General features: G+C 63.2%; 25 protein-coding genes, 1 tRNA gene and 1 pseudogene. 14 read left to right on the top strand and 13 right to left on the bottom strand.

All coding sequences use genetic code 11. The annotated features are described in order from the left end of the window. The first annotated feature begins 45 nt into the window (after positions 1 to 45). Complete coding sequence (fdxA, locus tag NAO55_RS10530) at positions 46 to 369, top strand: ferredoxin FdxA (protein ID WP_003285709.1); 324 nt, start codon at positions 46 to 48, stop codon at positions 367 to 369. A gap of 63 nt (positions 370 to 432) precedes the next feature. On the opposite strand, the gene NAO55_RS10525 is transcribed toward fdxA, so the two are convergent. The 5 genes from NAO55_RS10525 to NAO55_RS10505 all read right to left on the bottom strand — a co-directional run bounded on the left by NAO55_RS10525 (position 433) and on the right by NAO55_RS10505 (position 4,600). Further along, the gene (locus NAO55_RS10525; protein WP_102840823.1) at positions 433 to 624 is read right to left on the bottom strand and encodes a CsbD family protein; all 192 of its coding nucleotides are present in this window, start codon (positions 622 to 624) and stop codon (positions 433 to 435) included. Positions 625 to 711: 87 nt separating this feature from the next. Further along, entirely contained in the window at positions 712 to 1,704 is a 993-nt protein-coding gene (gene gpgF / locus NAO55_RS10520; RefSeq protein ID WP_102840822.1) for a glucosaminyl phosphatidylglycerol flippase, read from the bottom strand. After that, a complete protein-coding gene (gene gpgD / locus NAO55_RS10515; protein WP_102840821.1) occupies positions 1,701 to 2,462 on the bottom strand; it encodes an N-acetylglucosaminyl phosphatidylglycerol deacetylase in 762 nt (253 codons plus the stop codon). Before gpgD ends, gpgF begins: the two co-directional genes overlap by 4 nt. After that, positions 2,455 to 3,570: an N-acetylglucosaminyl phosphatidylglycerol synthase gene (gene gpgS / locus NAO55_RS10510; RefSeq protein WP_102840820.1), complete on the bottom strand. Its 1,116-nt coding sequence runs from the start codon at positions 3,568 to 3,570 to the stop codon at positions 2,455 to 2,457. The genes gpgD and gpgS overlap by 8 nt, the downstream gene beginning before the upstream one ends. A gap of 154 nt (positions 3,571 to 3,724) precedes the next feature. Further along, entirely contained in the window at positions 3,725 to 4,600 is an 876-nt protein-coding gene (locus NAO55_RS10505; protein WP_102840819.1) for a YihY/virulence factor BrkB family protein, read from the bottom strand. A 214-nt stretch (positions 4,601 to 4,814) separates the two neighbouring features. Here NAO55_RS10505 and NAO55_RS10500 point away from each other — a divergent pair, with 214 nt between their 5' ends. The 6 genes from NAO55_RS10500 (at position 4,815) to NAO55_RS10475 (ending at position 11,290) form a co-directional block, all read left to right on the top strand. Then, on the top strand, positions 4,815 to 5,048 hold the full coding sequence (locus NAO55_RS10500) for a hypothetical protein (RefSeq protein ID WP_015277635.1): 234 nt from the start codon (positions 4,815 to 4,817) through the stop codon (positions 5,046 to 5,048). 407 nt (positions 5,049 to 5,455) lie between these two features. Next, a complete protein-coding gene (locus NAO55_RS10495; protein WP_102840818.1) occupies positions 5,456 to 6,994 on the top strand; it encodes an MBOAT family O-acyltransferase in 1,539 nt (512 codons plus the stop codon). Positions 6,995 to 7,015: 21 nt separating this feature from the next. Then, a complete protein-coding gene (locus NAO55_RS10490; protein WP_102840817.1) occupies positions 7,016 to 8,917 on the top strand; it encodes an HAD-IIIC family phosphatase in 1,902 nt (633 codons plus the stop codon). Then, positions 8,914 to 9,162, top strand: a complete 249-nt coding sequence (locus NAO55_RS10485) for an acyl carrier protein (protein ID WP_102840816.1) — start codon at positions 8,914 to 8,916, stop codon at positions 9,160 to 9,162. The genes NAO55_RS10490 and NAO55_RS10485 overlap by 4 nt, the downstream gene beginning before the upstream one ends. Before the next feature lie 3 nt (positions 9,163 to 9,165). Continuing rightward, positions 9,166 to 10,230 (top strand): hypothetical protein, encoded by a 1,065-nt coding sequence (locus tag NAO55_RS10480; RefSeq protein WP_102840815.1) that lies wholly within the window; start codon positions 9,166 to 9,168, stop codon positions 10,228 to 10,230. Positions 10,231 to 10,306: 76 nt separating this feature from the next. Continuing rightward, positions 10,307 to 11,290: a lipid A deacylase LpxR family protein gene (locus NAO55_RS10475; RefSeq protein WP_102840814.1), complete on the top strand. Its 984-nt coding sequence runs from the start codon at positions 10,307 to 10,309 to the stop codon at positions 11,288 to 11,290. Between the two features lie 14 nt (positions 11,291 to 11,304). Here NAO55_RS10475 and NAO55_RS10470 read toward each other — a convergent pair whose 3' ends face one another. Beyond that, positions 11,305 to 11,523, bottom strand: coding sequence for a hypothetical protein (locus NAO55_RS10470; protein ID WP_102840813.1), 219 nt, complete (start codon positions 11,521 to 11,523; stop codon positions 11,305 to 11,307). 211 nt (positions 11,524 to 11,734) lie between these two features. Between NAO55_RS10470 and NAO55_RS21005 the strand changes: the two genes are divergently transcribed. The 5 genes and pseudogenes from NAO55_RS21005 (at position 11,735) to NAO55_RS10445 (ending at position 16,589) form a co-directional block, all read left to right on the top strand. Continuing rightward, positions 11,735 to 12,043 (top strand): hypothetical protein, encoded by a 309-nt coding sequence (locus tag NAO55_RS21005; protein ID WP_232244542.1) that lies wholly within the window; start codon positions 11,735 to 11,737, stop codon positions 12,041 to 12,043. After that, complete coding sequence (locus tag NAO55_RS20965; protein ID WP_232244541.1) at positions 12,040 to 13,287, top strand: GGDEF domain-containing protein; 1,248 nt, start codon at positions 12,040 to 12,042, stop codon at positions 13,285 to 13,287. Before NAO55_RS21005 ends, NAO55_RS20965 begins: the two co-directional genes overlap by 4 nt. Before the next feature lie 227 nt (positions 13,288 to 13,514). Beyond that, a pseudogene (locus tag NAO55_RS10455) lies at positions 13,515 to 15,643 on the top strand (TonB-dependent siderophore receptor). A 179-nt stretch (positions 15,644 to 15,822) separates the two neighbouring features. Then, complete coding sequence (locus NAO55_RS10450; protein ID WP_083674913.1) at positions 15,823 to 15,993, top strand: YhfG family protein; 171 nt, start codon at positions 15,823 to 15,825, stop codon at positions 15,991 to 15,993. Continuing rightward, positions 15,993 to 16,589 (top strand): putative adenosine monophosphate-protein transferase Fic, encoded by a 597-nt coding sequence (locus NAO55_RS10445; RefSeq protein ID WP_102840812.1) that lies wholly within the window; start codon positions 15,993 to 15,995, stop codon positions 16,587 to 16,589. The genes NAO55_RS10450 and NAO55_RS10445 overlap by 1 nt, the downstream gene beginning before the upstream one ends. Before the next feature lie 76 nt (positions 16,590 to 16,665). Here the strand turns inward: NAO55_RS10445 and NAO55_RS10440 are convergent. The 5 genes from NAO55_RS10440 to NAO55_RS10420 form a co-directional block, all read right to left on the bottom strand. After that, positions 16,666 to 16,741, bottom strand: a tRNA-Thr gene (locus NAO55_RS10440). Between the two features lie 79 nt (positions 16,742 to 16,820). After that, positions 16,821 to 17,579 (bottom strand): DUF3618 domain-containing protein, encoded by a 759-nt coding sequence (locus NAO55_RS10435; protein ID WP_102840811.1) that lies wholly within the window; start codon positions 17,577 to 17,579, stop codon positions 16,821 to 16,823. Next, entirely contained in the window at positions 17,576 to 18,001 is a 426-nt protein-coding gene (locus tag NAO55_RS10430) for a phage holin family protein (protein WP_063541429.1), read from the bottom strand. Before NAO55_RS10430 ends, NAO55_RS10435 begins: the two co-directional genes overlap by 4 nt. After that, positions 17,998 to 18,741: a hypothetical protein gene (locus NAO55_RS10425; protein ID WP_102840810.1), complete on the bottom strand. Its 744-nt coding sequence runs from the start codon at positions 18,739 to 18,741 to the stop codon at positions 17,998 to 18,000. Before NAO55_RS10425 ends, NAO55_RS10430 begins: the two co-directional genes overlap by 4 nt. Before the next feature lie 447 nt (positions 18,742 to 19,188). Next, positions 19,189 to 21,273, bottom strand: coding sequence for a glycoside hydrolase family 5 protein (locus NAO55_RS10420; RefSeq protein ID WP_102840809.1), 2,085 nt, complete (start codon positions 21,271 to 21,273; stop codon positions 19,189 to 19,191). Between the two features lie 534 nt (positions 21,274 to 21,807). On the opposite strand from NAO55_RS10420, the gene NAO55_RS10415 reads away from it, so the two are divergent. Together NAO55_RS10415 and NAO55_RS10410 are read left to right on the top strand one after the other, a co-directional pair. Continuing rightward, the gene (locus tag NAO55_RS10415; RefSeq protein WP_063541423.1) at positions 21,808 to 22,020 is read left to right on the top strand and encodes a hypervirulence associated TUDOR domain-containing protein; all 213 of its coding nucleotides are present in this window, start codon (positions 21,808 to 21,810) and stop codon (positions 22,018 to 22,020) included. A 3-nt stretch (positions 22,021 to 22,023) separates the two neighbouring features. Continuing rightward, positions 22,024 to 22,605: a DUF488 domain-containing protein gene (locus tag NAO55_RS10410; RefSeq protein WP_102840808.1), complete on the top strand. Its 582-nt coding sequence runs from the start codon at positions 22,024 to 22,026 to the stop codon at positions 22,603 to 22,605. A gap of 44 nt (positions 22,606 to 22,649) precedes the next feature. Here NAO55_RS10410 and NAO55_RS10405 read toward each other — a convergent pair whose 3' ends face one another. Both NAO55_RS10405 and NAO55_RS10400 read right to left on the bottom strand, forming a co-directional pair. Beyond that, on the bottom strand, positions 22,650 to 23,486 hold the full coding sequence (locus NAO55_RS10405; protein ID WP_102840807.1) for a CvfB family protein: 837 nt from the start codon (positions 23,484 to 23,486) through the stop codon (positions 22,650 to 22,652). Positions 23,487 to 23,527: 41 nt separating this feature from the next. Next, on the bottom strand, positions 23,528 to 25,855 hold the full coding sequence (locus tag NAO55_RS10400; RefSeq protein ID WP_102840806.1) for a glucose/quinate/shikimate family membrane-bound PQQ-dependent dehydrogenase: 2,328 nt from the start codon (positions 25,853 to 25,855) through the stop codon (positions 23,528 to 23,530). Positions 25,856 to 25,869: the final 14 nt, after the last annotated feature.

Below are 25,869 nucleotides of genomic sequence, written 5' to 3'. Positions count from 1 at the left end.
CGTCACCGTAACGCCTACCTGACACGCCTGAGGAGATAGCTAGACATGACCTTCGTCGTCACCGACAACTGCATCAAGTGCAAATACACCGATTGCGTGGAAGTCTGCCCGGTGGACTGCTTCTACGAAGGCCCGAACTTTCTGGTGATTCACCCGGACGAGTGCATCGACTGCGCCCTCTGTGAGCCCGAGTGCCCGGCCCAGGCGATCTTCTCCGAGGACGAGGTACCGGAAGACCAGCAGGAGTTCATCGAGCTGAACGCGGACCTGGCGGAAGTCTGGCCGAACATCACCGAGAAGAAGGATGCGCTGGCCGATGCCGAAGAATGGGATGGCGTAAAGGACAAGCTGCAATATCTGGAGCGCTGATCAGCGCTCGTTACACAAAAATGCCCGTATGAAGCGGGCATTTTTGTCTGCGGCAATGTGCGGTCAGGCTTTGTCGACACCCTTCTTCAAGGTGTCCTTCGCCTCCCCCTTGAGCTGCTGGCCTTCACCCTTGACCTCCTGGCGCTGGCCCTCGCCTTTCATGCGCTCATTATCGGTCGCTTCGCCCACGCCCTGCTTGATCTTGCCGACGGCTTCGTTGGTATTGCCCTTGATCTTGTCTTCTGCGCTACTCATGGCGAACTCCTGACTTATTCGTTAGTGACATAAGGTGGACCGTCCGCGCGAAGCGTTAGTTTCGCCCAGCCATCGGGGCGGAGCGGTTCAGGCCTGGCGCGATGGCATCAACCGGCGCAGCAAGGGCCGACCCGCCAGATGCAAAAACACCGGCGCGCCGACGATGAGGTAAAAGTAATAGGTCACGAAACGCCAGATCACGATGGCCGCCGCGGTGGTCGACTTGCCTACCATGGGCGTCAGCAACGCGGCCGAGGCCAGTTCGGCGCTGCCGGCGCCACCGGGCAACAGGCTGAGCTGACCGGCGGTGAGTGCCAGTAGCTGCACGAGGAAGGTCCAGGCCCAGGCGAGTTCGCTGCCCAGCCCCTGCAGCGTCAGGTAGAGCACGCTGAAGCGCAGCAACCAGTGCAGCGTGGTGAGTGCGAACACCGTGAGCAGGATTCGCCGTGGCAGGCGGAAGCACTCGACCAGGGCGTTGCGGAAGCCCAGCACCTTGCGCGCCCAGCGCCGCTTGCGCGTTTGCTTCATACCGAGGCGCGTGACCAGCCAGCCGTTGAGCAGGAAGACCTGGCGGTGGAAGCGGCCGAGCAGCGCCAGCAGCACTAACACTCCGATCAGCAGCGCCGCGCTGAAGCCCAGCAGGCTGGCGATGTACGCGTTGAGTGCATGCGTCAACGCGTAGAACAGCACACCGACCAGCGCGCAGGCAAAGAACAGCAGATCACTCAACTGCTCGACGGCATAAGTCGCGGTGCCCTTGGCCGGCGCCACGCCCTGGCGCATCAGCAGCGCCATTAGCGTCAGCGGGCCGCCGGCGCCGCCGGGCGTCGCACAGATCGCGAACTCGGTAGCGACGACGATACCGAAAGCGCGGCGCTGGCCCAGCTGCCGGCGCCCGAGCAACAGGCGCAGGCGCAGCGCGTTGAGGTTCCAGCCGACAAGCACCATGCCCAGCATGATCATCAGCAGGCCGCCAGGGAACTGCCAAAGACGCTCGAACAGCCCCCTGCCACCAAGCAGCAGCGGCACGAGCGCAGCGGCAGCCAGGGCGCCGCCCAACAACCACCAGCGTCGATTCATGCCACCGCGCTCAACGATCCGTTCTCTTCCAGCCAGTCTATCTTGGTTACCGGCCGACGCCCGTCATCGAGCAGCCGAAGCAGCACGTCCTTCCAATAACGCCGTGAAAATTCGTGGCGCATGTCCACCGGATGCAACCCGAGCCGCAGCAACGGGGCCTCTCGATGACGACGCAGCTGATGCTCGCTGACCAGCCGGGAAAGTCCTCGCCGCCAGGCGCTGCGAGCACTCCAGACAAGTCCCGGCGCGACGATGGGCGCGAATTCCGGCAGCCGGAACAGATGCCTGGGATCGCTGGTATAAACCAACCCGCTGTCCGCCAGCGCACGCCGCGTGCCGGGGCTCATCAGCCACGCCGGCGCGACGAAGCCATGCAATGGCCAGCCGTGGCGGCGAAACAGCTCCATGCCATGGTCCAGGCGTTGCCGCGCGCTCGCCGTGTCCAGGCTGTAGAACTCGCCCTCGTGCGTATAGACGCGGCGCATGAACCAGTCCCGCGGATTGCGCGGTGCCGGCTCCAGGTCGGCGTGGTAGCAGCCGTGCAAAACCAGTTCGTCGCCCCGCTGCAGACGATGGTCCAGCAGCCGGCGGAACTCCGGCTGCCGCTCCAGCGGATTGCGTCGATGGAAGTCCGGCACCACCAGCCAAGTGATCGGCACGCCGCCGATGGTATCCACCGCCTCGACGAAGGGCCGGTAGTCCGGCCAGGTTTCCGCGGCCACGTCGTGCAGCACCAGCGTCAGAGCAGCCTCAGCCATGTACGGCTACCGGCAGGTCCGCTGTGCCGAGCACCGCGTGATAATGGGCGAGTAACCCCGCCACCACGGCATCCCAGGCATGATGCGCCTCGACATGCTGGCGCGCCTGATGGCCAAGCAACCTCGGCTCGTCCTCGAACAGTTCGCGCACGGTATGCGCCATCGCCCTGGGGTCGAGCGGCTTGCAGAGTCGCCCGCTGTAGAACGGAACCAACTCCGGCAGCGCCCCAGCCCGCGCCGCGACCACCGGAATGCCGGACGCCATGGCCTCCAGCGCGACCAGGCCGAAGGTTTCCTGATTTCCGGCGTGCAGCAGCACATCGCTGCTGGCCAGATAACGCGCCACTTCGATGGCCGGGCAAAAGCGATCGATGACCGTGACGTTGTCCGGCACCCGCTGCGGCATGCTCGAACCCACCAGCAACAGGTGGTACGGCTTGCCGAGCTGGCGCGCGGTTTCCAGCAGGACGTGCAGGTTTTTCTCCCGCGAACCGCGCCCGGCAAAGATCATCAGCCGGGTGTCGTCGGCCAGGCCCAGCTCGCGGCGCAGATCGGGGTCGCGGCGCTCGGGGCAGAAGGTGTCCAGATCAACCCCCAGGGGCTGCACGAAGACGTTCTTCACGCCGAGGTGCAAGAGCTTGTCGGCCATCACTTCGCTGGGTGCCAACACCCGATCGAAGCTGCCGTACAGCTTTGAAATGTAGCCATTGAGGTTGGTGCCCAGCCAGCTGCCGATGCGGTTGCTGACCAGCAGCGGCAGGTCGGAATGATAGAAACCGATCACCGGAACATTCAGCCGGCGCCCGGCGTCCAGTGCCGCCCATGCGGTCATGTAGGGATCGCCGACCTCGATCAGATCGGGACGCAGCGAACGCAGCAGATTGCGCCAGGGCGCGCGGCGGATCGGAAAGCGGTAGCCCTTGCCGAACGGCAGGATCGGTGCCGGCACCTCATAGAGGCCATCGTTGTGACTGTAGTCGCCCCCCGGCACCAGAATGCTGTGCCGCACGCCGGAGTAAAGCTGCAGCCTGCGATGCTTCGCCTCGAGGTAGGTGCGCACGCCACCACTGGCAGGCGCGTAGAACATGGTCATATCCGCGATATGCAAGGTACTTCTCCGTCGGTCCCATAGCAGAACTCCGGCCTCGCCGGGCACGTCGCGCGTCAGCGGCATGCTCCGCAATCCCTGCGGAATAATTCTGTAATGAAATAGATGACCGTTACGTAGAAGGGTTGTTCGCAGCGGGGCGCCAGACGGCGCCTCAGGCGTCCGGCACCTTCTCGCCCGGGTCCTTGCCTTCGACCGAAGCGTGTTCGATCACCGCATTGAGTTCGGCACCGAACAGCAGCACCGCCGAGGAGATGTACAGATAAAGCAGCAAGACGATGATGGCGCCGATGCTGCCGTAGGTCGCGTTGTAGTCGGCGAAGTTCTGCACATAGATGCCGAACGCGATCGAGGCCAGAATCCACACCAGCACGGCTAGCACCGAGCCCGGCGTGATGAAGCGAAACTCCTGCTTCACATCCGGCGCCACGTAGTACAGCAGCGCCACCACCAGCATCAGCATCAGCACGATCACCGGCCAGCGCAGCCAGGTCCAGAGCAGCACGACGATGTCCTTCAGGCCGACCTGCGAAGCCAGCCACTCCATCACCTGCGGCCCGACGATCATCAGCCCGGCCGACAACAGCAGCAGCACGGCGATGCCCACGGTATAGGCCAACGAAAGCAGGATCAGCTTCCAGCTCGGCCGCCCCTCCTCCACGTCGTAGGCGCGGTTCATCGCATTCATCAACGAGCGAAAACCCACCGAAGCCGTCCATAGCGCCACGACGATACCGAACGACAGCAGCCCCGCCTTCTGTTCCTGCAACTGGTCAATGACCGGATTGATCTGCTCCATCGCCATCGGCGGCAGGGCCAGTGCGGCCTGCATGCGCAACCAGTCGAAGAAATACTGCAGATCGAGAAAGCCGAGCAAGGCGATTAGAAACAGCAGGAACGGAAACATCGAGAACAGGCCGCGGTATGCCAGCGCCGAGGCATAGGTCGACATGTCGTCGTTGCCGAATTCCTTGAACGTACGCTTGAGCAAGGTCACGGCCCCGATACCGCGGGTGTCCAGCATGGCCATCGATGTTTCCCCAATCAGTGAAATGTGCGGTCTAGAAAATGGGACGACCGCTCTGCTGGAGAGTTCGGCGTGCAAGCTGCCCGCCAACGCCGCAGGCCGGCTCGAACGGAACATTTCCAATGTGCGTCCTGTCACATAAAGGCAGATTGGCATCAGCCCATTCCGGGTTGATTCGCTCGACGAGCGAGAGCCATAACCCGCAGAGGATGACAGGATGTTTTCCAGCTATCTCTATGAAGCCGCTCTCATCTATGGCCTGGTCTTCACTTCGGTGGGGTTCGTGCTGGGCATGTTCTACAACAATCGCAAGGTCTTCCAACTGGAAGACAAGGTGCAGCGCCTCAAGCGCACCGTGCGCCACCTGCAGCGCAAGGTCGAGCCACCTGCCGCCGCGTCGAGAAGCGTCCAGCGCGCGCGCAGCAGCGCAGGGTTGAGCAGCGTCCGCTAAGCCGGCCGGCACCTGTCCACGCTCGGTCAACTACGCCTGCGCCTGCAGCTCGTCCGCGCTCGAACCTTCAGAGCCTTTAAAGAATGCCGGGAACTTTCCCGACCGACGGAAATGGGCTGCAGGCCACGCCTGCCGGGGGCCTTTTGACCTGCGGCAATAAAGCGCTCGGCGGTGCAACAAACGCTGAAACTTTTTTTTACACCTTCACGTCCGAGCCATAGGAGCTCAGGGGAAGCCGGCCAAGGTGGCCGAAACCCGAGCGAGCAGCCACTGATGGACCGAGGATGTCGCAACGCCGACCAGGATGGATCGTCGGTCGCGTGGCGCCAGGACTGAATGGATGACTCGCCCCGCCTCGCCGGCGGCCTGAGCAGCAATGCACGAACGCTGAGCAGGGAATAGGGAAGATGCTTTTCAATTCGGTGGAATTCATCGCCGGCTTTCTTCCGGTGGTGCTGATTGGATTCTTCGTGCTGACCGGATCGGGCCGACAGCGGCTCGCGGTGATCTGGCTGACCGTCGTCTCGTTGGTGTTCTACGGCTGGTGGAACCCGGTCTACGTACCGCTGCTGGTCGGCAGCATGCTGGTCAACTATCTGCTCGGTGGCTACCTGCGCCGGCACCCCTCACGTCTGGTGCTCGGGCTGGCGGTCGCGGCCAACGTATTGCTGCTGGTCTACTACAAATACACCGGCTTCCTGCTCGGCACGCTGGATGCGGCGCTGGATCTCGGTTGGCGGGTGGAAGACATCATCCTGCCGCTGGCGATCTCCTTCTTCACCTTCCAGCAGATCGCCTACCTGGTCGATGCCCATGACGGCGTGGTGGAAGAACACGACTTCGCCAACTACTGCCTGTTCATCAGCTTCTTTCCGCAGCTGATCGCCGGGCCGATTACCCATCACGCTGAGATGCTCGCGCAGTTCAACGACCGCGACAGCTTCCGCGCGCGCATCGACAACCTGTCGCTGGGCGCCACGGTGTTTCTGCTCGGCCTGTTCAAGAAGGTGGTGATCGCCGACACCCTCGCGCTGAAAGCCACGCCGGTCTTCAGCCTGGCCGCCGACGGCACCATCCCGGCGTTCTACGATGCATGGACCGGCGCGCTGACCTACACGCTGCAGATCTATTTCGACTTCTCCGGCTACAGCGACATGGCCATCGGCCTGGCGCTGCTGTTCGGCATCAGCCTGCCCGCCAACTTCAACAGCCCATTCAAGGCGCGCAACGTCATCGACTACTGGTCGCGCTGGCACATGACGCTGACGCGTTTTCTCACCGCCTACATCTACAACCCCATCGTGCTGCGCGTGACCCGCGCGCGCATGGCGGCCGGCAAGCCGCAGCCACGGCGGGGCAAGATGACCGCCGGCACCTTCTTTGCGCTGGTCGCCTACCCCACTGTCTTCACCATGTTCATTTCCGGCATCTGGCACGGCGCTGGCTGGCACTTCGTCGCCTTCGGCCTGCTGCACGGCTTCTATCTGGTGGTCGCCCACGGCTGGCGTGCCTGGAAGGCGCGTCAGGGCTGGAAGCTGGACAGCGACATCTGGTGGCACAAGGCCGCGGCCGTCGCGCTGACCTTTGGCTGCGTGGTGGTGGCAATGGTGTTCTTCCGCGCCAGCGACGTACCGGCGGCCATGGCGATCCTCGCCGGCATGCTCGGCCTGAGCCCAATCAGCACGGCGATGGATCGCTCCGACTTCGTCTATATCGCCGCGTTGCTTGTGTTCGTCTGGGGCATACCCAACGTGCAGCAGTGGATGGGCCACTTCCGTACCGCGCTCAACTTCCAGCCCCAGCCGCACTGGACCGAACGGCTGCTGCCGGTCAGCGCGTGGCGGCCGACGGCGATCCACGGCATGGCGATTGGCGTGCTCGGTTTCTTCGCCCTGGCGATCGCCTTTTCCATGGCACCGACGGAGTTCCTCTACTTCCAGTTCTGACCACGACAAGGAGTCTCAGGTATGCAACAGCTCTCCTGGCTGCCGACACACGCGGATCTATCCGGTGCCATCGGCCAAGCCAAACGCATCGAAGATCCGCTGCAGCGGCTGCATGAAGCCGCCAAGCTGGCCGCTCATCAACGGGATTTCACCCTGACCGCACGGCTGGACAAGCTGGCCACCGCCGGTATCGAGCAGAACGCCACGGCGGCACGACTGACGCCACTGCGGGTGGCATTGCTGTCCTCGCATACGGTCGATCACCTGCTGCCGGCCATCCGCGTGGCCGGACTGCAACGGCGCCTGGCGCTTTCGCTGCACGTTGCGCCCTACGGTATGTACCGACAGGCACTGCTGGCTGATGACCCGGCGCTGAACGCCTTCGCCCCGCAACTGGTGGTGCTGGCGCTGGACGCCCATGACGCGCCGCTGCAACTGCCCTTGCAGGCGGGCCAGGCGGAGGTGGATGCCGCCGTGGCGGAGCGCGTCGAAGAACTGCGCCTGCTCTGGCGCCGGGCCCGCGAGCGATATGCCGCGCAGGTTGTGCAGCAAACCCTGGTGCCAGTCGTCCCGCCACTGTTCGGCTCTTACGAAGCACTGGTGCCGGCTTCGCCGCGGGCAGTCATCGAACGGTTGAATGCGGCCATCCGAGCCGCTGCCCGCGAGGATTGCGTGCTGCTGCTCGATCTGGCCTGGCACGCAGCCGCTTATGGCGACGGCCTGGCCGAGCCGGTGCGCTGGCATCAGGCCAAGCAGCTGGTCAGCCCGACCCTGGCACCGCTTTATGGCGAGCAGCTGGCACGGATCGCAGCGGCCACTGCAGGGCTGTCGCGCAAATGCCTGGTACTCGATCTGGACAACACTCTCTGGGGCGGTGTGATCGGTGATGACGGCATCGACGGTATCCAGCTCGGCCAGGGCAGCCCCAGCGGCGAGGCGTTTCTCGCCTTTCAGCGTTATGCTGCGCAATTGGCGCGCCGCGGGGTGATTCTCGCGGTGTGCAGCAAAAACGACCTGCACGTTGCCGAGGCGGCATTCGCACATCCGGAAATGGCGCTCGAGCGCAGCGATATCGCAGCTTTCGTCGCCAACTGGGAAGACAAGGCCGGCAACCTGCGGCGCATCGCGGGCATGCTCGATATCGGCCTGGATAGCTTGGTATTCGTCGACGACAACCCCGCCGAGCGCGACATCGTGCGCCGCGAGCTGCCGCAAGTCGCCGTACCGGAACTGCCCGACGATGTCGCCGATTACGCCGCGCGCATCGCCGCCGCGGGTTACTTCGAGGCCGTGTCCTTTACCTCCGATGACGCCGAGCGCGGCCGCAGCTATGCGCTGAATGTCGAACGCAAGGCCGCGCTGAACCAGGCCACGGACATGGAAGGCTACCTGCGCGGGCTGCAAATGGTGCTGCGCGTCGGCCGCATCGGCGCCGCCGAGCTGGCGCGCGCCACCCAGCTGATCAACAAGACCAACCAGTTCAATCTCACCACCCGCCGCTATACCGAAGCCGAAGTCGAGCGCATGGCCAGCGATCCGCAAACCATCGCGTTGGCCCTGCGGCTGGAAGACAAGTTCGGCGATAACGGCCTGATCAGCGTGGTGCTGGCGCGACCGGATACAGCCATCGAGGCTGACGAACTGCTGATCGACAGCTGGCTGATGAGCTGCCGCGTGCTGGGGCGTGAAGTCGAGATGGTCGTGCTGGAGGTGCTGGCCGATGCGGCAGCGGCCGCAGGCTGGGGCGCACTGGTCGGCGAATACCGTCCCACCGAACGCAACGGCATGGTTGCCGAACACTATCCGCGGTTGGGCTTCGAGCAGCGTCCCGCCCCTGCCAACGCCATCGCCGATGCAAGTTTCTGGCGCTACGAGCTGGCCTCGCGCGCTCCCATCAACCATCACATCCAGGTGCAAGCATGAACGAAAAGGAAATTCTCCAGGCGCTGACCCAGGTCTTCCATGACGTGTTCGACGATGACGACATCGTCCTCACACCCGAAACCACCGCCGACGACATCGATGGCTGGGACAGCCAGACCCATGTGTTGCTGATCGTGGCCGCCGAGCAGCACTTCGGCATCAAGTTCCGCACCGCCGAACTGGAATCGCTGAAGAACGTTGGCCACTTCGCCCAGTTGATCCAGACCAAACTCGGAGGGCGTTGAGTCATGGCCAGATCCGTCGATACATGCCCGGACGGCGTTGCCGCCGGGGCCGAAGCAGGCCAGCGGCGGATACGTGCCGGCTACCTGCTGGGAATGTTCGCCGGGCTGTTCGGGATGCTCGGCGGCTTTGCCGTCCTGCTCGCCTGGCTCAATCACACCGACAACCTGCCACCACCGGCCTTCTCCAACAGCCTGTGCGTGGACGAAAAGCTGCATTTTCTGCGGCACAACCCCATCGCCGATCCGAACCTGCTGATCGTCGGTTCCTCGGTCGCCTGGCGCCATGTCGATGGTGACGTGCTGATCGAGCAGGCCCCGGGCCTGCGTCCGCTCAACGGTGCGTTCTGTGGCCTGCACGCCAACCAGTCGACCTATGTCGCCAACTGGCTGCTGGATCGTGAACCAAGCGTCCGCCAGGTGGTGATGATCGTCGACCCGCTGGACTTTGCCGGCTGCTGGAAGGTGCCGGATGCGGTGTTCGACCGCACTCACGCCGACCAGTACGTCTATCAGCAGGCCTCGCGCTGGGGCTACTACATGCGCTACTTCTCGCCGCGTTCGCTGCTGCGCAATGCGCAGACGGTCAAGGCGCAACGGGCCAACGAGATCGAATGGGACCCGCTGGTATTCACCCGCCATGGCGACGGGCCGCTGGAGCCGCAGGGTGATCGCGGCCTGTTCTACGACAAACCGGACGCGCTGGATGACAGCTGCTTTGTCGCCCTGGGCGAGCTGTCGAAACGCCTGAAGAACGAGCAACGCCAGCTGCTTGTGGTTTCCACGCCCCTGCATCCGCAGTGGAAAGCCAAGGTCGATGCCGATGGCAGCTTTCTCGCCAGCTTTGACGCCAGGCTGAACGCCGCCATCGCCGGGCATGCCGGGGCTCAGTATTGGAACGCCGATCGCGAATGGGTTGCTCCACCGGCCGCCTTCGTCGACGCCATTCACCTGCGCTGGTCAGCCGTGCATGACTTTTCCGCGGCACTGGCCGAGCAACTGCAGGAAGCCAGACAGGAGATGGTCAGCAAGGCGGGGCTGGCCAGAAACGGCGCGTACGACGCGCCCTGATCGACAAGCGAACCGCTGGAAGCGGTGATGGTCCGAGAAAGACATACAAACAAGAACGTAAGCCAGGAGTTGAATCATGCATTCTCGTTCTTTGCTGTGCTCGTGCCTGCTCGCCGCATCCATCACCGCCCCCGCCGTCAGCCATGCGGACATCCTCGCCATCAAGGCGGAGAACGACATCATCGCCTCGGGCAGCGATGGTCACTACACCAACGGCCTGGAAGTCATCTGGGGTTTCGAACCGGACGACCAGAGCTGGACGCGGCGCTTCGCCGATCTGCTGCCCGGCTGGTCGGGCGCCGCCGTCGACAACGTCGCCTACCGCTTCGGCCATCAGATCTACACGCCGGAGGAAATAGAAACGCGAGCGCTGATCGAAGACGACCGCCCCTACGCGGGCCTGCTCTTCGCCGGCATGTCGATGTTCTCCGACACCCAGTACGAAGTCTGGCGCGCAGCGCAGGGCCTGCACCTGGACGTGGGCATAGTCGGCCCGACCGCTGGCGGCAAGCGCCTGCAGCGTGCCGTGCACAAGGTGACCGACAGCGACGAACCCAACGGCTGGGATAACCAGCTGGAGAACGAAGCCTTCGTCAATCTGGGCTATCAGCATCGCTGGTGGCTGCAGGAACGCTTTGCCGGGCTCGAGCTGGAATACGGCCCGAGCGTAGGCTTCGCCCTCGGCAACCTGTACAGCTACGGCTCGGCCGGACTGGGCCTTCGCCTGGGCCAGAACCTGCAGCGCAGCTTCAGCATCCCGGCGGTGGCGCCAGCGCAGAGCGGTAGTCAATTCTTTCGCCCCGGCGGTGACTTCGCCTGGTATGGCTTCGCCAATCTCGAAGGGCGCTATATGGCGCACAACATGCTGCTGGACGGTAATACCTTCGAGGACAGCCATTCAGTGGACCGCCGCGAATGGGTCGGCGACGCCAAGCTCGGCGTGGCGTTGACCTGGAGCCGCTGGCAGCTGGCCTTCGCCAGCGTCTGGCGCAGCCGCGAATTCCAGGGGCAAAAGGAGCACGATCAGTTCGGCTCCATCACCCTGTCGACTGCACTCTGACCACCCTGCGCCGGTCATGCCGATGCCGGCGTCAGCTGCAAACGCAGCCCCAGCTGACGGTTCTCGGCCATAGCTGGCCCACCCTGCAGCTGGACCATGCGTTGGCCCAGCTCATCCCGCCGCTCCATCAGTTCGCCGCCGTACGTGCCGAGCTGGTCGGCCCTCAGGACATCGGCCTGCACCTGCAGCCGCGCCCTCGACGGCCAGCAAGCGGGCGGCAGGAACAGAAACATCAAACATGTCGATCGGGCTCAGCGGTAAAAGAGAGCGGTAGTTATCCGCCGCACCACCCTTGTGCCAGCGGCCGCTTTTTTCCGTCGTTGACGCTTCAGCGCCCGGTCCGCGCATGTATCATTCCGCCCCAGGGGTCTGCACCCGCCACGCAGTCGCGCTCACCGCTCAGAGGTTGCGGCGATATACACACACGCAGAATCGGGAAGCTTCATGTTCCGGCTGGATCTCCAACGCCTGACCCTCCTGCTAGCGCTCGTCGCCGGCCTGCTCACCTTCGCCAACAGCTTCTTCGCCGGCTATACCACCCAGCGCGACCAGCTGTTCGAACAAACACTGGAGGCCAACAGGGCTTATGCGCGCAAGCTGGCCGACACCACCGACCGATTCTTTCTCAACAGTCGTCGCGAACTCGCCTATGCCGCGCAGGCGCTTTCCTCGAAGTTCGAGGATCCCGCGCGGCACGGGACAGCGAAACGGAGCGACTCAAGCTCAACAGCGATCAGTTCAACAGAGCAGTGATCGTCAGTGCTACCGGTGAGATCGTTTCAGCGTCCCCGGAGAGCACCGCGCTGGTAGGCCTCAAGGTCAACAGCGCGGGTGCGCGGCGCGCGCTGAGCGAGCGCATTCCGCTGATCAGCGAGCCCTACATCGCCACGGACGGCACCTATCTGATCGCGGTAACGCATCCGATCTTCGACCCCGACGGGCACTATCTCGGCTTCATCAGCGCGTCACTATTCCTGCGCGAGCGCAACGCACTGCACGGCCTGCTTGGCGTGCACTACTACCGCGACGGCTCCTACCTGTACGTTGTCGACAAGCAGGCCAACCTGATTTTCCATGAGGACGGACAGCGGGTGGGCCAGAACGTGGCCTCCAATGCGGTCGTTCAGCAGGTACTGACCGGGCGCGAAGGCAGCCAGCGAGTCACCAACACCCTCGGCGTCGACATGCTGGCCGGCTACGCCCCGGTGCCGAGTACCGGCTGGGGCATCATCGCGCAGCGCCCCACGGTCGCGATCACCGCCAAGCTCGACCGCTTGGCGCGCACGACCCTGATGAACGCAGTGCCTTTCGCGCTCGTATCGCTGGCCGTGTTCTGGTGGCTATCCAAACTCATATCCGCGCCCATCCGCGCATTGGCCGATACTGCCGAACACTGGAGCGCTCCGGAAGCAGCCAACCGCATATCGCGGGTCAATTCCTGGTACTTCGAGGTCTCGCGCCTGAAGGTCGCCATGCTTGCCGGCGTGTCCCTGCTGCAGCAAAAGATGGGCGCGCTGGAAGCAGCGTCCATGACCGATCCGCTGACCGGATTGCGCAACCGCCGCGGGCTCGAACTGGCGCTCAAGCAGTTCGATCTGCTCGACCAACACTATGCCGCGCTGGCCCTGGACATCGATCATTTCAAGCAGGTCAACGACCAGTACGGCCATGACGTAGGCGACGACGTGCTGCGTTACCTCGCTTCGGTACTGCGGGAGTGCTCCCGCCCCAGCGACGTCCTCTGCAGGATGGGTGGAGAGGAGTTTCTCGTGCTGCTACCCGACACGGACGCCGCCGGTGCACGCATCGCCGCAGAGCGCCTGCTGGTTCGCCTGCGTTATACGAACAGCCCAACCGGTGCGCCGGTCACCGCATCCATCGGCATCGCCTGCAGCACCAGCCATGACTCGCCAGACGCAACCTTCAAGGCTGCGGACGAAGCGCTCTACCAGGCCAAAAGAGCCGGCCGCGACCGCGTGGTCCTCGCCTGCAACTGAGCGCCGAGCAGCCGCCGAATGTGACCCCCGAACCGCTTGGCAGCCGCCGCTTATCTGCGCTGCGCGGCGCGCTGGTTGCAGATCGCCGCGCGCTCGATCTGCCTGCGCCGCTACGCCCAGCGCAACCTGCCGTAGCGCGCATTCAGATGAGATCACCTTCTATTTGATAATCGTTTTCGTTGAGATTAGGATGCCCGCCCTCGCTCCCTTCCCTCAAGGATCTTTCGATGCGGCGCCTTCTCCTCCCGATGCTCGCGATTCCTGCCCTAACCTGCCCTGCTATGGCTTCAGCCAACGACGAACCGCCCGCTGATCCGCTGGCACTGGAGGAGATGCAGGTCACCGCCTCGGCCGAGCGCGCCGACGGCCCCGTGCAGGGCTATCGTGCGACCCGCTCGGCCAGCGCCACCCGCACCGACACCGCGATCCACGAAACCCCGCAATCGATCAGCGTCGTGCCGGCGCAGGTCGTCGAAGACATCGGCGCAACACGCCTTGAAGATGCGCTTGATTACGCCGGCGGCGTGGAGCGCGGCAACAACTTCGGCGGTCAGGGCCTGACCGAATTCCTCGTGCGCGGCTTCAGCACCCAGGAGTTCTACCGCAACGGCTTCGCGGTGAACCGTGGCTATCCCAACATGCCCGACGCCAACACACTGGAGCGCATCGAAGTGCTGCGCGGCCCGGCCTCGATGCTGTATGGGCGCGGCGATCCGGGCGGCACCTTCAACATCGTCAGCAAGCAGCCGCAGGCGGAGCGGCGCACGGTGCTCGGCAGCCAGGTGAACACCGACGGTCTACGCCGCGGCACCCTGGATACCACCGGCGCACTGGGCGAAAGCGCAGCCTTTACCTATCGCCTCAACCTGGTCGCCGAAGGCAGCGACAGCTTCCGCGACCACGTTGAAAGCGAGCGCTACATCATTGCGCCAGTGCTGCGCTGGCAGCTCAACGATGACACCGCACTGATCCTCGAAGGCGATTATCTGCACAATCGCCATCCACTGGACCGCGGTCTGACCCGCTACCCCAACCAGGCCGGCGACCTGTCGCGCGATCGCTTCCTTGGAGAGGAGAGTGCCGGCAAGCTGACCAACCAGAACGCCACCACGCAACTGCGCCTGGAGCACCAGCTGGACAGCCAGTGGCTGCTGCGCGGCGGCATCCAGTACCTCGACGGTAGCCTGGACGGCGGCGCGGTGGAGAACAATGGCCTGGCCGCCGATGGCCGCACGGTCGGGCGCAACTACAGCGAGCGCTGGCTAAACTGGAACGAACTGGCGGTGCAGGCCAATCTGGAGGGGCACTTCGACGCCGCGGGCCTGGCCCACACGCTGCTGCTCGGTGTGGAATTCGACGACTTCAACTACGACTCCCAGATCGATCGCTCGGGTGGTGCGACCAGCGACTTTCCAATCGATCTCTATGATCCGGTCTACGGCCAGCCGCTGCCCGTGCTGACCCGCACCACGACCTACGATGACGAGAACCTGAGTCCTACGCGTTCTTCCTGCAGGACCAGATCGCCCTCACCGAGCGCCTGACAGCGCAAGTCGGTGCACGCCTGGAGCGCTTCGAGCAACAGTACGAAAACAAGCTCAACCCCGCCGGCAGCTGGGACCAGGCACACAACGCCGTCTCCCCACGTTTCGGGCTGATCTACGACCTGACCGAGGAGTTGGCCGTCTACGCCAACACCTCGCGCTCGTTCAAGCCCAACCGCGGCGCCGACCGCAGCAGCCAGGCATTCGACCCGGAAGAAGGCATAGCCCACGAAGTCGGCGTCAAGTACGAGCTGCCGGAGCATGACCTCAGCGTCACTGCGGCGCTGTTCCACATCACCAAGGAAAACGTGCTGACCAGCGATCCGTACGACAGCAACTATCAGGTCGCCGCCGGCGAAGCGCGCAGCCGCGGCTTCGACATCAGCGTGGCAGGCAACATCACCCCGCAGTGGCGCGTGATCGGCGGCTACGCCTACGTCGATGCCGAAGTCACCGAAAGCTCGAGTGCATCGATGCCGGTCGGCACGCGCCTGGCCAACGTGCCACGCCACAGCTTCAACCTGCTGGACACCTACGAATTCTCCGAAGGTCCGCTGGCCGGACTCGGCGTAGGCATGGGCGTCAAATACGTTGGCGACCGCAAGGGCGGTGCCACCAGTACGGCGTTTGACATGGATGCCTACACCACCGTCGACCTGCTCGCCTACTACCCGCTGACCGAACGGGTTCGCCTGAACCTGAACCTTAACAACCTGTTCGACGAAGAGTACGAAGAGCGCGCCTGGGGCAACATCTGGGCCTACCCGGGTGCTCCCCGCACCCTGCAGGCAGGCATCGCGATCACCCTGTAATGAAGAACGGCAGCCTGATGGCTGCGCCCTCGCCGCCCCTACTGGCGCCGGATCACTTCGCGACTGTTCTCAGTCATTCGCCGCTGGCGTTGCTCGGCCAGAAGGACCGGCAAGACGCTGCGAATTAGCATCCGCTATTCCGCTATAATGACCCGCACACCGCGAACGAGGTTTTTGCTATGCCCGATCTGACCTTGGAAGAGAAGAAGGCCTACTACGCGAAGGTCCGCCAATCGAACTATGCCGCCAGCCTGCGCCTGGAAGGCTTCGATACCACACCCGCTGACGCTAAACGCAAACTCCCAACTCGCGAAGCTGCCCTGAGAGCCTTGCGCGCTCGGCAGGCCTGATGCTCGATAAGTACGGTGTCGGTCAGGATCCTCTCTGCTATCCAGGCACCACGGTTCTACGCAACCGCCTAGACCTGACCGATGACCAAGCGCTTCACGCTGCTGAGCGCACGCTTTCCGAAATCGCTGCAGTCTCCATAGACTTCGCCCTTCCTCCGTACGATCTCACCTATCTGCAACGGATCCACCGCACTCTCTTCGAAGATGTTTACGAATGGGCGGGAGAACTACGTACCGTGGACATATCGAAAGGCGGTACGCACTTCTGCAACGTCACCCGAATCGAACCGGAGGCTTCGAAGCTCTTCAGACAATTGGAGGCGGCCAACTGGTACGAAGGTATGTCACGGCAACAGTTGGTTTCCGCCGTCGCTGAACTCTATGGCGACTTGAATATGGTCCACCCTTTCCGGGAAGGAAACGGACGCGCGCAGCGGATCCTGTTTGATCACATCATTGTGAACGCCGGCTACGAGATCAGCTGGTGGCAGGTCGATGAGGGCGAGTGGATCCAAGCAAATATCGATGCGGTAACCTGTGACTATCAGGCGATGACCAATATCTTCCAACGCTGTATCGGTCAAGCGATCCGCTAGGGGACAAGAAAGGGACACTTCGGGGACACTGCCCTAAATGAAAAAGGGCTAGCCAACGCTAACCCTTTGATTTCATTGGTGCCGGAGACAGGAGTCGAACCTGCGACCTTCGCATTACGAATGCGCTGCTCTACCTACTGAGCTACACCGGCGCCAGGCGGCGGATTATCGGGGGTTCTGCGGTCGGACTCAAGCCCGGCCGCATCAAACCCCCTGCCTCCGGCTCGTACGTCAGTGGGGTCGCGAAGCGGGCTGACCGTGATCGCGCTCAAGGTCGTGTTTGACCTGTCCGGCCAGCTGCTGGCCCTCGGCACTGGCCACTTCGTAGCCTTCCTTCGCCTTGTGCTTGAGCCGGTCGGTCAGCTGGTCGCTGGACTGCCCCATCAGCTCGTCTTCGCGCCGGGTCGGCGGTACGGTCGCCGCGAGCAGCGCTCCCAGGGCGATACCCATCGCGCCGAGCGCCAGTGGTTGCTCGTTGAGCAACTGCGAGAAGCCGCCGCGTGCGCGATCCGCCGTATGCCGCAGGCTGTCGGCAGCCTGCCGGCTGCTGTCGCTTACCCGATGGCGAGCGTTGCCCAGCGTGGTGGAAGCATCGTGGCGCATCTGCGCAGCCTTGTCCTTGATGCCGTTGCCCTGCTGCTTCAGCCCGGATGCCTTGGCCGACAGCTTGTCGGTCATCGAAGGACCGGTCGATGTAGCGGCGCTGTAATCCGGACGGCGGTTCTGCCCCGCCATCAGCCAGGCCAGGCCGATGCCGGTCAGCAACGTCGGCACCGGATTGGCCTTTACCGTGTCACTGAGATTGTGCAGAAATTCGCCACCACCGCCCTTGGCATAGCCCAGCGCGGTGTCGATCATCTGCCCCGGCGACAGCTTGCTTTCCAGGGCATGGACGATGTTGCCGATTTCCGCCCGCTGCTGGTCGATCTCTCGCTCCAGCGTGTCCGGATCCTTGCGTGCTTCGACGTCTACCTGATTGTGCGTGCTCATGCGTGCCCCCTGACGACTTCTTTATCCTTGTGCAGCGAATGGATGGTGCGGTCGGGCTTGAAGGATGAAGCTTCGAACTTCTTCTTGCCCGCCGACACCATGATCAGCCCGATGACGACCACTACGCCCCCTACGATGAGGGCTGCCAACCAGGGCTCCATCAGGGTGCTGAGGAAGTAGACCGCCGACATCAGCAGGATGATGAATCCCGCCAGCAGGACCGCGCCGCCGGTGGCCACGCTCGCCGCGCCGGCCTTGGTGGCTCGCATGGACTCGCTCAGTTCGGCCTTCGCCAGAGCCAGTTCCTTGGTGAACAGGGATGGCACTTCACGGGTTAGCTGGCGCAGCAGCCCGCCCACCGAGCTGTCCTGGTCCGGATGGCTCGTCTCGTAGGACGTATTGAGGTTGCGTTGTTCGTTCATCGATTTAGCCCTCCGGTTGTGCCTTTTCCGTTGTTGCCAAGGCCGTTGGTACTGCCTGGGGTCGTCGGCATGTCTGCGTTGCTGACGCTGCCAACCGTGCCACCCGGGGCTCCGCTGGAAATACGCGAATCCAGCTCGGACTGGCTGGGCAGGGTTTCAGCCGTCACATCGGCCGGGACGCCCAGCGGCGACGACGGATGCGGTCGCGCCGCATCCGAATGGCCGTAGTCGGTGGTGGGTTCGCGAGCGGCGGTTTTTTCCGAACGATGGCTCGAGGCGCGGGCGAAGCGTGTCAGGCCAAAGCCCAGCGCAACGCTGCCGGCGATGAAAAGGGCCGGATTGCTCCGGGCGAGCCGGTTGACCTCGCCGACCAGCTCATCGACGCTCTTGCCACGCAGATTGTCAGCAAAGTCGACCATGCCTTGAGCCACGTCGGAGACATAGTGCGACAGGCCGGCGCGATCCTGGCTTTCCAGCTCGGAGGCAGCCGCCTTGGCACTCTGCGCGATCTTCTCGAGCTCGTCGGCGGCGGTGCCGCGATAGCTATCAAGCTGCGCCTTGCCCTGGTTCTTGATCTGCTCACCGGCCTCGCGTGCCTTGGCCTTCACGTCACTGCCGCTTCCGGCCTGAGCCGAACGGTCGCTGTGCATGGATGGCTGGCCGGAGGAACTGCCTGTCTGCGGCGAGCTGGTCCCGGCTTGGCCGCCGTAACCTGTGATCTCTTCGTCGGGTGTCGTCATGTTGTCCACCTTTTATAGGGTCAGAGGGATTTGGCCGGATGACCACGGTCCGTAGCACGACGACGGGGTTGCCGCTGCCGTGCATGTTTCGGTGCGCACATAAATGGTGACCGGCCCCCCTATTTCGAGTTCCGTCGCTCTGGCTGGATGGTTCAAGACTTTGGCGCCAGCATCGCCCCGGAGGCCCGCGGCCAGCGGAGCGATGGATTCAATGCTGAAATGCTGGCTTATCGCCTGATGCGCAGGCGCAGCCAGCATGGCTGCTGGGCTGCAGGCGTGATCGGGGAGAACAGGCGAAACGGCAGGAACCGGAACGTCATGACCGTGTGGTCAGTTCATAAGCCGGGACCATCGCAACGGCGGGCCGACGAAGTGCAGTGCGGTTCTAGACGCCAGAAAAACAGAAACGGGCCCGAAGGCCCGTTCTGGTATCGCTGGTTCGCGGTGTTACAGCGGACCGATGCTGGTGCAGCTGTTTGCGGCTTTGGCGTGCTTCTGCAGAACCGGCAGCTGCGGACGGTACTTGCCACTGCTCACGTCCAGGGACATGGCGTACTCACCCCACCAGGGACCGGCAGCCCAGTAGGTGCTCGGGATGCAGTTCTGACGCAGGTAGGCCAGCAGGTTATCGGTTGCAACGATGGCCGAGGGCGAGAAATCCGGTACGCCATGCTCACCGATGTAGCCGCGGAGTTTGTGCTGCTTGAGCCAGTCGACGAAGGGCTTGACGCGGTTGACACCAACCATCGGGTCGAACTGCTCGGTCTTGTCGAAGTAGTTGCCGGAGAAATCCTTGTCCACGTACATGTGTGCTTCGTACACCAGGTTGTTCTTCGGATCACGCATCCACGGGTTGCTGACCAGCTGGGTGTTGTAGTGCGGCCAGTGGAAGGCGCTCGACCAGCGATCGCCCGCTACGTAGATCCAGCGCTTGGCGTCGACGGTGCGGATTGCCTGAGCAGCGGCCAGGGCAGCTTGCGGCCAGAGCCCGTTGGTGGAGTGCGGCTCGTTCATCAGACCGTAGCCCTCGACGGCAGGATGATTGACCACCTGCTGCACGATCTGCTTCCACACCGCGGCGAAGGAACTGATGGGCACCTCGTTGGAGCCGATCAGCTTGCCGTAGTAACGGTAGTAGTTGTGCAGGTCGAGAATCACCTTGACGTTGTGCTTCTGCGCGAAGTCCAGCGACTGCTTCAGACGGGCGAACTCCTCGGCGTTCAGCGGCGAGTTCAGCTTGGGCTGGATTCGCTCCCAGAGGAACGGCAGGCGAACCAGCGGCATGCCCAGATCGGAGTACTTCTTGTAGTACGACTCGGCCGGATAGGTGTAGTTGGTGCCGTGCTTGCCGGGAACAACCGAGGGACCGAAGCCCGCGCCGGACAGGTTGACGCCGACCAGCAGCGGCTTGCCGTTGGTGGTGTCAGGCGCGGTGGGCGCCGGTGCCGGAGCCGGGGCGGCTTCTACCGGCGGAGTAGTCAGAGCAGGAGACGAAGGAGCGCTGGTCGATGTGCTGACCACCGAGATGGTCTTCGGATAGCCCAGGGTCGCGCCGTTGATCACCGCACCGTCGAGGAAAACGCTCATGTTGCTGCCCACCACTTGAGTGCGCAGCACCTTGCGAGTCTGGCCGTCAGCGAGCTTCACCAACGCGCCCGTCTTGAATGCTGCGACGTTGGCGCTGCTTGCCTGGATGGAGAAGCCGGCAGCAGTACGGAACATACCGTTGAGCCAATGAGTATTGGTGTAGTTGTTCAGGTTGCTGGTGGCGATGACCGAAGTGGTCGGAGCAGTGGGCGCCGGAGCCGGGCTGGTAGTGGAAGTTGTAGCCAGCGACAACTTGTTCGGTGCACCAACGACACTTCCGTTAACTGCCGCACCTTCCAGATAGACGCTCATATTGGCGCCGACAACTTGTACCTGGGTAACTTTGCGAACCTGGCCATCTGCCAGCTTAGCTGTCGCTCCAACTTTGAAAGCAGCCTTGTTGGCAGCACTTGCCGGAATGGAGAAGCCCGGCGACTTGCGCCATACACCATTGAGCCAATCAGTATTGGTGAATGCGTTGATGCTGGTCGAGTGCGCGGTGACGGTAGTCGGTGAAGTGACCGGAGTGGTGGAAGTTACCGGTGCCGTTACGGCCGTACTACCGATGGTGACCACCTGCGGTGCACCAACCTTGTTGCCGTCCAGCTTTGCACCTTCCAGGAAGACGCTCATGTTGCTGCCGACGATCTGCGCGCGGCTGATCTTGCGAACCTGACCGTCCGCCAGTCGTACCGAAACGCCGGCCACGAACGCGGAGCGGTTAGCCGAGGTGGCAGGAATCGAGAAGCCGGCGCCGGTGCGCCAGACACCGTTCAGCCAATCGGTGTTGGTGAACGCATTGATCTTGGCGGAAACCGATACGGCGGCAACCGTCGCTGCAGCGGCATAAGGCGTGATTACAACGGCGGTGCCACCCAGAAGAACAGCGGCGGCGATGGAAGCGACGAGTGCCTTGCGGGCACCGAAAAACAGGTTGGTGGACATTGAGTCTCTCCGGAACTTACTGCTTCAAAGGCGGAGCCTTCAAAAAGAAACGGGAGGTCGATAAGTCGTGGGGCGTTGCTCTTGAGGAGTGCCGCGGTGTCACAACAAACGAACCGTTCAACAAGAAATTTCCCGCCGTCCACCCCCTGAACAAACCGGCAAATCGTCTTGCGTGGCGGCTTTATAATAGGTTCGAAAAATTAATGGAAATTTTTTTGTCAGTAATAGATCGCCAGAAAATCGCCACATCACGCAAATAACATTAAGTTGCCATTATCCATATGGCGATAGCTGTCGAATTGATATTACGTTTAACCGCCCTAGTTGGTTACCTGGCGCCAAAATGAGCGTCGGCTTTTTGAACTTTGGTGGCCGCTGGAGGGATTAACCGCTATCAAGCTTGCCGACGAACGGTATATAGCGGAGAAGCAAAACAGCCCTTCGTGTCGGATAAAAAACCAAGTGCCGGATACAACCGATCTTCGTCGGCTGATGGTTGTCGGAAGCCTTACCGAACGACGAAACGGAGGCACCATGAGCCAGAAGTACAAAGTGGGCGATCACGTCAGCTGGAATTCGGAAGCAGGACGGGTCAGCGGTCACATCACCCGAGTGCACACGGCCGACACCGAATTCATGGGCCGCACACGGCGCGCCAGCCCGGACGCGCCGCAATACGAGATCAAGAGCGACAAGACCGACCATGTCGCAATGCATAAAGAGTCGGCGCTCAGGAAGCTGAGCTGAGGCATGGTTCAGCCAGCCACGGTGTGGACCATCGGCCACTCGACGCGCTCGCTGGAGCAGCTGGTCGAGCTGCTGCGCCACCATCAGATCGAGGCCATCGCCGACGTCCGCCGCTTTCCCGGCTCAAGGCGCTTGCCGCAGTTCGGCGAGGCAGCCCTGCGCGAAGGTCTGCAAGCGCACGGGCTGCACTATCAATGGATCGAGGAACTGGGCGGCAGACGGCGGCCGCTGAAGGATTCGCCAAACCTGGCCTGGCGCAACAGCTCGTTTCGCGGCTATGCCGACCATCTGCGCAGCGATGAATTCGACCGCGGCCTGCAGCGCCTACTGGAAATGGCTGCGCAACGACGCACAGCGATGATGTGCGCCGAGGTGCTCTGGTGGCGCTGCCATCGTTCGCTGGTCTCGGACGTGCTGAAAATGCGCGGTATCGAAGTCCTGCATATCCAGGACGAGAAGCCGCCGGCCGCCCACCCGTTCACCGCCCCTGCCCGCCTGGTCGACGGGCAGCTGAGCTATGCGGAGGGCAAAGGCGAGTCGTTGAGAAAGGAAGTCGGCAGCGGGCAGATCAATCTGGATCTGTAGCAGCCGCTGGGTGGTCATTGCGACCACCCGGCGAGGGGGTTGGCTCAGGCGCGTTCGATGCGATCGGGGTGGATGACGATGCGGCCCTGCTTGTAAAGACCACCGATGGCCTTCTTGAAGTTGCCCTTGCTGACGCCGAAGCGGCGGGCAATTTCCTCGGCCGGACTCTTATCACTGACATCCAGCGAGCCCTGGTTTTCTTCCAGTTTCTGCAGGATCAGCGCCTGCAGCGCATCGGTCGCCTCACTCCCCACCGGCTGCAGGCTCAGGCTGATCTTGCCGTCGGGCCGCAGCTCCTTGATATAGCCACGCTCGCGCATGCCGCCACGGAGAAACTTGAATACCTCGTTCTTGTGAATCAGGCCCCAGTGCTGGCCGTTGATGATCGCCTTGAAACCAAGATCGGTCGCCTCGACGATCAGCAGGTCCACCGCCTCTCCTACCTTGTAATTCGCCGCGGTCTTGTCCAGGTAGCGATCCAGGCGTGCCGTGGCGGTAATGCGCCGGGTGCGCTTGTCGACGTAGACGTAGACCACGCAGTAATCACCAACCTGCAGTGGCCGTTTCTCCTCCGAATGCGGCAAGAGCAGGTCCTTGGGCAGGCCCCAGTCGAGGAACAGGCCAACGCGGTTGATCTCCGCCACCTTCAGACTGGCGAATTCACCGACCTGCACCTTGGGCTTTTCGGTGGTGGCGATCAGCTTGTCCTCGCTGTCGAGGTAGATGAAGACGTTCAGCCAATCATCCACCTCGGTCGGCGTGTCCTTGGGGATGTAGCGGTTGGGCAGCAGGATTTCGCCGTCCGGGCCGCCGTCGAGATAGAGGCCGAAACCGGTGTGCTTGACGATCTGCAGGCTGTTGTAGCGTCCGATGGCGGCCATGTGGGCGGTCCCGAATATAAAGGCGGCGATTCTAGCGCCTGTCAGCGTGGCAATGCATAGGCGATCACTGAATCACCGGCTTTGGTGCCCAGCGAGCCATGCCCGCCGGCGACCACCACCACCATCTGCCGACCCGAGCGGCTCTCGTAGGTCATCGGCGTGGCCTGACCGCCGGCCGGTAGACGCGCTTTCCATAGTTCGCGGCCGGTGCTGACATCGTAGGCACGCAGGTAGTAGTCAAGCGTCCCGCTAAGGAAGGCGACGCCACCGGCGGTGAGCATCGGTCCGCCAAGGCTCGGCACGCCCATCTTGAAGGGCAGCGGGATGGGCGAACGGTCGCGCACCGTGCCGTTCTTGCGCAGCCAATGCGTCTTGCCGGTACGCAGATCGGCGCCGGCCACGTAGCCCCAAGGCGGCGCGGTGCATGGCAGGCCGATGGGCGAGACGAAAGCCTTCAGCTCAACCGCAAACGGCGAGCCAAAGTTCTCGTTGAGGAACGGCTCCTGCTCGGACACGTAGGTCGTCTCGGCATCCTCCCGGGGAATCAGCTTCGCGGTGAAGGCCAGATAGGCCGGCGTGCTGAACACCATCTGCCGCACCGGGTCCACCGCTACGCCGCCCCAGTTGAACACGCCGAAATTGCCCGGATGCACCAGCGTGCCCTGAGTGGAGGGTGGTGTGTAGCGCCCTTCGTAGCGCAGGGAGTGGAACTGGATATGGCACATCATCTGATCAATCAGCGTCGCGCCCCACAGGTCCTTGCCCTGCAGCTTCGGCGGCTCGTAGGACAACGCCGAGGCTGGCTGCGTCTTGGCGACCCAGTCGCCCTCGGCCGCGCCCTGCGGCGCCGGCACCTCGCGTACCGGCAGGATCGGCTCGCCGGTGCGACGGTCCAGCACATAGATGTCGCCCTGCTTGGTCGGCGCCACCAGCGCCGGGACCGGGCCCTCTTCGGTCTGGATATCGACCAGGCTCGGCTGCGCCGGCACGTCCATGTCCCAAAGATCATGTCGCACGGTCTGGAACACCCAGCGCAGCTCCCCGCTGTCCAGATCCAGCGCAACGATCGAAGAAGAAAAGCGTTCGCTGTTCTCGCTACGTCGACCACCCCATTGATCGGGCACCTGATTGCCCAGCGGCACGTAGATCAAACCCAGCGCCTCGTCTGCACTGGAAATGCTCCAGCTGTTCGGGCTGCTGGCGCTGTAGGTTTCACCTGCTGCAATGGGCGCGGTCTCGTCAGGATTACCGGGGTCCCAGTTCCACTTCAGCTCGCCGGTGTAGACGTCATAGGCACGGATCACTCCGGAAGGCTCATTGGCGCGAACATTGTCATTCACCGCCCCGCCGATGATGACCAGGTCGCGCGCCACCACTGGCGGCGAGGTCGAGTAGTAGAAGCCCTCCTTGACGTGGGGCATGTTGGCCCACAGATCCACCTCGCCGTTATCGCCAAAACCGGGACAGATCTCACCGGTCTTGGCATCCAGGGCGATCAGCCGCGCGTCGGCGGTGGGCATGAACAGCCGCTGGCGACAGCTCTGCGCCTCGTTGCCGGCCGGCGCGGCGTGGTAGGACAGCCCGCGACAGGTCAGATGCTGGCGGTTGACCGAATGCGGCACCTTGGGATCGAAGCGCCAGCGTTCCTGTCCGGTCTCGGCATCCAGTGCGATGACGAAGTTGTGCGGCGTGCACAGGTACAGGCTGTCATCGATCTTCAGCGGCGTGACTTCGTAGGTGGTCTCGTTCGGATCTTCGGGGCCGCGCAGGTCACCGGTATGGTAATGCCACACCGGCTCCAGACGCTCGACATTGGCTGGCGTGATCTGCGCCAGCGGCGAGTAGCGCTGGCCGTGCTGCGTGCGCCCATAGGCATGCCAGTCGCCGGCCGGCACGCTGTCGGTAGCGGGCGCTTCTGCCAACGGTGGCGGCAGCATGCCCTTGATGTCATGGCTGTCGTGGCCGATGGCATAGACCGCCGTACCGCCCCACAGCAGCACCGCCAGCAGCAACGGCAGTGCAGCACCACCCCACGCACCCCAGCCGAAATGCTGCCAGCCCAGTCGCTGCACGACCCAAGGCATGAGCAACCACAACCCGAGCGGCGCGATGATGCTGCCGCGAGGAGCCAGCTGCCACCAGTCGGGGCCTACCTCGTACAGGGCCCAGCCGAGCGCCCCGAGCATAAGCAGTGCGTAGACCCACAACGCCGCGCGTCTGCGCATCAGCAGAAGGACGCCCGTCAGCAGAAAACCGCCAGCCACGACCGCGAAATACCAGGTGCCTCCGAGACTGATGACTTTCGCGCCGCCGGCAGCCAGCGCCAAGCCGATGACGATGCAGAACAATCCGCTGATGACCACAGCCACGGCATTTCTCCCTC

Source organism: Stutzerimonas frequens (genome assembly GCF_024448335.1).
Classification (GTDB): Bacteria; Pseudomonadota; Gammaproteobacteria; order Pseudomonadales; family Pseudomonadaceae; genus Stutzerimonas; species Stutzerimonas frequens.
This window is presented reverse-complemented; position numbering and strand designations above follow the sequence as displayed.

What these genes read in the sequence shown, in the direction of transcription:
- fdxA (WP_003285709.1), top strand. Translation starts at nt 46, where the DNA reads ATGACCTTCGTCGTCACCGACAACTGCATCAAGTGCAAATACACCGAT.
- NAO55_RS10525 (WP_102840823.1), bottom strand. Translation starts at nt 624, where the DNA reads ATGAGTAGCGCAGAAGACAAGATCAAGGGCAATACCAACGAAGCCGTC.
- gpgF (WP_102840822.1), bottom strand. Translation starts at nt 1,704, where the DNA reads ATGAATCGACGCTGGTGGTTGTTGGGCGGCGCCCTGGCTGCCGCTGCG.
- gpgD (WP_102840821.1), bottom strand. Translation starts at nt 2,462, where the DNA reads ATGGCTGAGGCTGCTCTGACGCTGGTGCTGCACGACGTGGCCGCGGAA.
- NAO55_RS10505 (WP_102840819.1), bottom strand. Translation starts at nt 4,600, where the DNA reads ATGGCCATGCTGGACACCCGCGGTATCGGGGCCGTGACCTTGCTCAAG.
- NAO55_RS10500 (WP_015277635.1), top strand. Translation starts at nt 4,815, where the DNA reads ATGTTTTCCAGCTATCTCTATGAAGCCGCTCTCATCTATGGCCTGGTC.
- NAO55_RS10495 (WP_102840818.1), top strand. Translation starts at nt 5,456, where the DNA reads ATGCTTTTCAATTCGGTGGAATTCATCGCCGGCTTTCTTCCGGTGGTG.
- NAO55_RS10490 (WP_102840817.1), top strand. Translation starts at nt 7,016, where the DNA reads ATGCAACAGCTCTCCTGGCTGCCGACACACGCGGATCTATCCGGTGCC.
- NAO55_RS10485 (WP_102840816.1), top strand. Translation starts at nt 8,914, where the DNA reads ATGAACGAAAAGGAAATTCTCCAGGCGCTGACCCAGGTCTTCCATGAC.
- NAO55_RS10480 (WP_102840815.1), top strand. Translation starts at nt 9,166, where the DNA reads ATGGCCAGATCCGTCGATACATGCCCGGACGGCGTTGCCGCCGGGGCC.
- NAO55_RS10475 (WP_102840814.1), top strand. Translation starts at nt 10,307, where the DNA reads ATGCATTCTCGTTCTTTGCTGTGCTCGTGCCTGCTCGCCGCATCCATC.
- NAO55_RS10470 (WP_102840813.1), bottom strand. Translation starts at nt 11,523, where the DNA reads ATGTTTCTGTTCCTGCCGCCCGCTTGCTGGCCGTCGAGGGCGCGGCTG.
- NAO55_RS21005 (WP_232244542.1), top strand. Translation starts at nt 11,735, where the DNA reads ATGTTCCGGCTGGATCTCCAACGCCTGACCCTCCTGCTAGCGCTCGTC.
- NAO55_RS10450 (WP_083674913.1), top strand. Translation starts at nt 15,823, where the DNA reads ATGCCCGATCTGACCTTGGAAGAGAAGAAGGCCTACTACGCGAAGGTC.
- NAO55_RS10445 (WP_102840812.1), top strand. Translation starts at nt 15,993, where the DNA reads ATGCTCGATAAGTACGGTGTCGGTCAGGATCCTCTCTGCTATCCAGGC.
- NAO55_RS10435 (WP_102840811.1), bottom strand. Translation starts at nt 17,579, where the DNA reads ATGAGCACGCACAATCAGGTAGACGTCGAAGCACGCAAGGATCCGGAC.
- NAO55_RS10430 (WP_063541429.1), bottom strand. Translation starts at nt 18,001, where the DNA reads ATGAACGAACAACGCAACCTCAATACGTCCTACGAGACGAGCCATCCG.
- NAO55_RS10425 (WP_102840810.1), bottom strand. Translation starts at nt 18,741, where the DNA reads ATGACGACACCCGACGAAGAGATCACAGGTTACGGCGGCCAAGCCGGG.
- NAO55_RS10420 (WP_102840809.1), bottom strand. Translation starts at nt 21,273, where the DNA reads ATGTCCACCAACCTGTTTTTCGGTGCCCGCAAGGCACTCGTCGCTTCC.
- NAO55_RS10415 (WP_063541423.1), top strand. Translation starts at nt 21,808, where the DNA reads ATGAGCCAGAAGTACAAAGTGGGCGATCACGTCAGCTGGAATTCGGAA.
- NAO55_RS10410 (WP_102840808.1), top strand. Translation starts at nt 22,024, where the DNA reads ATGGTTCAGCCAGCCACGGTGTGGACCATCGGCCACTCGACGCGCTCG.
- NAO55_RS10405 (WP_102840807.1), bottom strand. Translation starts at nt 23,486, where the DNA reads ATGGCCGCCATCGGACGCTACAACAGCCTGCAGATCGTCAAGCACACC.